Origin of the sequence: Limnofasciculus baicalensis BBK-W-15 (genome assembly GCF_024178385.1) — a bacterium.
Lineage (GTDB): Bacteria > Cyanobacteriota > Cyanobacteriia > Cyanobacteriales > Coleofasciculaceae > Limnofasciculus > Limnofasciculus baicalensis.
Map to the genome: position 1 here is coordinate 1 of NZ_JAMZMM010000404.1, position 4,974 is coordinate 4,974.

Sequence of the window (4,974 nt, forward strand, 5' to 3'; positions counted from 1 at the left end):
TGAACTTGCAATAGGGTCATAATATTCGCCTAGAAGTGCCAGGGTGCGATTGTTTCCATCTCATTCTACATCCGACAGGATTGATTTGCGATCGCCATATCGCCATATCGCCATATTGCGATCGCAAAAACCTAATATTATTCTTCCATACCATCCATTATCTGTCGCAATTTCTCTAAATCCTCGATTATTTGCTGCAATTCCTCTTTATTAGGGTGCGAGTTTTTGAATAAATTAAGATTCATCGCTGTTCGATAGTGACAAGCAACTGTTGGATAATGATTTTTAGCAATTCCTCAACTGATTTACCTTGTGCTGCTGCTTGGGCTATCAAGCGCGATTCAATTTCATGCTCTAGTTCTAGTACAATTGTCATATAGCAATCCTAATTACATATCTATTCTAATGACATCATGACACAATCGATCGACTTGAAAGTGAGGTGAGTGAATTAAAATATCAGATTGAGACATTGAACAAGAAATTTGATATTGTGATGCAATATATCACCGGACAAAGAGAATCTATAATAAGCAACGAATATTTATGACATCACCACTCCAACAAATCCAAGCATTTCTACCAATTTCTTTCACCCTGGCTACCTCCGGACAACCTAATCCAGAAGAGTTTACAGCCATCGCATCAGCAGGTTACAGTCTCGTTATCAATTTGGCAACTCCCACTTCTAGTAACTGGAATCCCGATGAAAATATCCTCGTAGAAAGTTTGGGAATGGAATATGTCAGTATTCCTATTGATTGGGAATATCCAACATTAAGTGACTTTGAAGATTTTGCCAACCTACTTGATGAGAATTCTGAACGGAAGGTTTGGGTTCATTGTGCCAAAAATATGCGCGTCTCGGGAATGATTTACCTTTACCATCGAATTCGGAAAAATTACATCGAAGAAGTTGCCCGTCGCTATCTCGAACAAATCTGGCAACCTAATGAAATCTGGCAAAACTTTATCGAAGCCACCCTGATGCTGTATGCCGACGAATGAGAATTCCGTTGCACCATGGAATTATGCCTGAAGTGAAATTCTTGCTATAAAAAAGTTATGGAGTTTTACGATGTCCTAACACTGGTGAATTCTCTATTATTTTTTTAGGCCATCCATTATCTTTTCCAATTTCTCTAAATCCTCGATTACTTGTGGCACTTCCTCTTTCTTTTGATTGCCAGACGGATTGCTAGTCGAATCCAATGAAGTAGCCTTGAATTCAGCGAAAAGCTCTCGCTCTTGATGAGTAATTTCATTGTAAGCATTCACTTTCTGTTGATAGTTCTCAAATTGCTCTTTGAAGACAGCAACATTATCTTGATGTTGACGCAGTTGCTCGTTGAATTCTCGCACTTTTTCATTGTAATTAAACTGCATTTGCTCGAACTGATACCCTAATCCTGGAGAAGCATTACCTTCCCGATAGGATTGTTCTGTTTGTTCCTTAAAACTGATTAAATCAGATCGCAACTTATCCAGATTTTGTTTCTGGGATTCCAAATTGCGATCGCGCTCCTTGAGTGTTTGCTGAGTTTGCGTTAGGCTGGCCTCTAGGGCGTTAATTTCTGATTTGAGTTGCTTGGCTGTCTCATCTAATTTTCTCACCGTCTCTTGAGACTTCTGTGCCAGCATCACTACCTGATTGCGATCGCGAAAGTAACGCTGATAGTATTGTTCTAGTTCAGGATCGCCGAGATCGTCAAGTTCAGTCCCGATATACGAGTGTAATTCGTTGATAAATAGGGCGCTGTCTTTTTCTTCGTATTGCTTTAACACCCTAGACAAGCGCTCGTTTGTGATTCTCAGGGCGGCTTGTTTGAGCCGGGGTGTGAGACTGTTGCGCTCCGATAGACTGAGGCGGCTGTAAGCAGCATGGAGCATCTCATGGGCTGCCGTCACTTCCATCAAACCTTGGAATCGAGTATCTGTAACTGACTGAATCGCGATTTTGCCGGATTTACTATTACTAGAATAACATCCAAATAGAACCAGGGTGTCGTTCATCTTTCGGACTTTTTGGCAGACTTGAAAGAAGGTTTCCTTGGGCTCGATTGTAGGATTTTGCTGATAGAAAATTTGTTCTGCATTCGGAGTCATGGTGGTGGCAATAGCGAGACGCTCGATTTCCGCAGAAGGGGGCGATACGCCAATCCACTCATTACTTATATCTAACAAATAATCTGAAATTTTGGTGCTGGTTGAGCTAAATTCTAATTTCCGAAGATGTCTACTGAAGTCCTGATGTAAAGCGATCAATCCTAAGACTGCAACTAGCAGAATTATCCAAAACTTGTGCAATCGAAATGGGTGTTTTTTTGAGCGTTTTGTCTTCATAATAAGTTCGATTTTAATTCAAGAAGAGATGAATCACACGACGGACTTAGCTTTATCTCTATCGTCATTATTACCAGCTTAATCCTGCTTGTTTCATTGCTTTCCACAGTTTGCCGCGCCGTTGATGAACTACTCGCCAATTAGCCACAATGGTTTCATAATATCGTATTGAAGATTAATATAATTACGCCAGGATGAAAATAACGCTTTATGAGTAGATTCAGATACTTTTATTTCAGCTAATCCTATAAAAATATTTTCTCGATCCGTTTCAGGTAACTGGATGAAGAAATTAAGGATGGTATCATCATCAAAGGTTATTTTCAAAAATTCTAGCTCTGACTGGCGAATCTTTTTCACAAAATTAAAGGCATTCTCTCCTTGTCGGGAATAAACCAGCCATTCCCATGCCAATACACACTGAGTTACTTGCCGCCCTAAAGGCAATCCATCATATAATTCGTTCCACTCTTCTAAACTATTTAAAATCTCTGATTCTGCTTCTAGAAGTATTGGAATAAAACTGCAATCTGGTGTAAAGTCATGGTCAAATGCTGTCTGGATGAGAGGCAGCATCTTATCTGCGACTCCATCTAAATCTTCACTAAATGCAGTCGTGTCAAAGTAGGGAGGTTCCCAGTGGGCATCTTGAGTCATGTATAGCCCTTCTTCTTCAGAAGCTTCCCAGACAATCCCATCCCAATCTTGCCAAAGATTACACCAGGTTTGAGCCTGCTTTGCCAGGGAAATGGCAGGAGTTTCTAATGCCGAATTTTGTGTTATCCTAGAAGGTAGAGCCAAAATCTGCTGGACAGTTTCCTGAGTACCAGGATCGAGTTTTGCGATCGCAGACTGTTGCAATTCCAGTGATAAAACCCCAAAGAGTGCATCGATTAGTTGAGCAATTTCCTCTTGAGTCAAGCCATTGAGGAGATGATTTGACAAGTCAGTAGTTGCGCCATTGCCGGGATTGCTATCGTTTTCAGAATTTTCCAGGTTTTTCTTTGCCATCTGAGTTTACCCCCTGATATTTGCGATCTATTTTATGCTCGTTTGGCTGAAAGTAAAGAACTATCTCCACTGTGAAGTTTGATTCTACCTTCTAATACATCTTTATTTTTAAATCTTAACCAACCACTCCCAGACGCTTCATCGTTTTCGTCACAGCCTTCCCAGGTGAATTCCAGCTTTTCCTCCTTTCCATCTTGCACAATTTCACCATCAATTTGTCCTGTGACTAAACCAAATTGAAACTCACCACATCCTCTTTCATCAAGTTCAATATAAGCCTGTACCTCCATATTAAAGTAATCTTCATCCCAATTAGACATCTCAGTGATATGCCAAAGGCCAGCATATTTCATGACATTTACTCCTTTAACCATTAGCTATTAACTCCCCAAAGTAAGTTCATCCTTTTTCCCTAACATACCTTGAGGTCGCCAAACCATCAATACCATCAAAATCAAGCCAATCAGCATAATCCGAAAAGCGCCCAAACGGGAATCATCGATAAATGCTACGGCTGGTGCTAATGGCGGGACAAACTTCGCCAGAAAAGCCAAAATTACAGGGAGAAAACGAGTACCTTCATAATAAGCCCAGAAAATAACCGAGCCAATAATAGTCCCAGCATTATTACCTGCGCCACCCAAAACAACAATTGTCCAAGCGTAGAAAGTAATTAACGGCTCAAAATTGCTAGGATAAACAGAGGTAATCTGCCATGCGTAAAAAGCACCAGCAATCCCTGCGATCGCACCTCCTAACATAAAGGCTTGTAGTTTATACCAAAAAACATTCTTCCCCAAAGCTTTGGGAATTTCCTCATCTTCCCGAATAGCTTTCAATATTCTACCCCAAGGCGATCGCACTAACTGTTCCAAAAACCAATAAACTAGCGTCAGTACCACCAAAGACACCAGCATCAAACCTGCCTTATAGGAATAGTCATACAGCGCTACTGCCCCAGTCCCGTATAGAGTTAAAATTAATAGTGTCGCAATTATCCCAGAAATTGCCAAACCAATTGGCATTTGTACCTGTCGCCACTCTCGCCGCAGCCATAGCCATAATTGCCATAAAGCTAAAATAGCGATCGCAGTTAATATCCCAATCATCACCAACTTACTGAAAAGAGTCGGGTTAAAAGTGGCGAGGGGGAGATAACGTTGCTCAATTTGCACCCCAAAAGATCCTTTTGTCAACCACTCCTCATTCAAAGCCACCAATCGGATTACCTCAGAAACCCCAATCGTGACAATCGCCAGATAATCCTCTCGCAGGCGCAAAGTAGAAATCCCAATTAACAGCCCTAAGATAGCCGCTAAAACAGCTCCAATCAACACCGATAGAATCAGGGGGACACCAAGGGCACTTAATAACACCGTAGAATAAGCCCCAACAGTCATAAATGCAATATGCCCAAAGTTGATTAAACCCGTGAAACCCCACTGTAAATTTAACCCCAGACTAAATAGGGCGTAGGTAGCCGCTGAAATGGCCAGAAAAACTAGATAATTAACCATTGACTCCTGCAAACGATCGTCGCTGTGAAAATAATTGTAGGAGTAGTGGGCTAAAAATTGCGATCGCCAAATCCAGTAAAGTAAGCAATGTCCACAATCCGCC

The 4,974-nt window shown here is 41.2% G+C and carries 7 protein-coding genes; 2 read left to right on the top strand and 5 right to left on the bottom strand.

The window, feature by feature from the left end:
* Positions 1-43: 43 nt before the first annotated feature.
* A complete protein-coding gene (locus NJ959_RS25385) occupies positions 44-214 on the top strand; it encodes a hypothetical protein (protein ID WP_254014542.1) in 171 nt (56 codons plus the stop codon).
* A 27-nt stretch (positions 215-241) separates the two neighbouring features.
* On the opposite strand, the gene NJ959_RS30320 is transcribed toward NJ959_RS25385, so the two are convergent.
* A complete protein-coding gene (locus tag NJ959_RS30320) occupies positions 242-376 on the bottom strand; it encodes a hypothetical protein (protein ID WP_256529786.1) in 135 nt (44 codons plus the stop codon).
* 170 nt (positions 377-546) lie between these two features.
* On the opposite strand from NJ959_RS30320, the gene NJ959_RS25390 reads away from it, so the two are divergent.
* On the top strand, positions 547-1,008 hold the full coding sequence (locus NJ959_RS25390; RefSeq protein WP_254014543.1) for a protein tyrosine phosphatase family protein: 462 nt from the start codon (positions 547-549) through the stop codon (positions 1,006-1,008).
* Between the two features lie 96 nt (positions 1,009-1,104).
* Here the strand turns inward: NJ959_RS25390 and NJ959_RS25395 are convergent, their stop codons facing one another.
* From NJ959_RS25395 to NJ959_RS25410, 4 genes are all read right to left on the bottom strand, one after another.
* On the bottom strand, positions 1,105-2,343 hold the full coding sequence (locus NJ959_RS25395) for a hypothetical protein (RefSeq protein ID WP_254014544.1): 1,239 nt from the start codon (positions 2,341-2,343) through the stop codon (positions 1,105-1,107).
* 129 nt (positions 2,344-2,472) lie between these two features.
* The gene (locus NJ959_RS25400; protein ID WP_254014545.1) at positions 2,473-3,354 is read right to left on the bottom strand and encodes a hypothetical protein; all 882 of its coding nucleotides are present in this window, start codon (positions 3,352-3,354) and stop codon (positions 2,473-2,475) included.
* 32 nt (positions 3,355-3,386) lie between these two features.
* A complete protein-coding gene (locus NJ959_RS25405) occupies positions 3,387-3,707 on the bottom strand; it encodes a hypothetical protein (protein WP_254014546.1) in 321 nt (106 codons plus the stop codon).
* A gap of 27 nt (positions 3,708-3,734) precedes the next feature.
* Entirely contained in the window at positions 3,735-4,871 is a 1,137-nt protein-coding gene (locus tag NJ959_RS25410; protein WP_254014547.1) for a branched-chain amino acid ABC transporter permease, read from the bottom strand.
* Between the last annotated feature and the right edge of the window lie 103 nt (positions 4,872-4,974).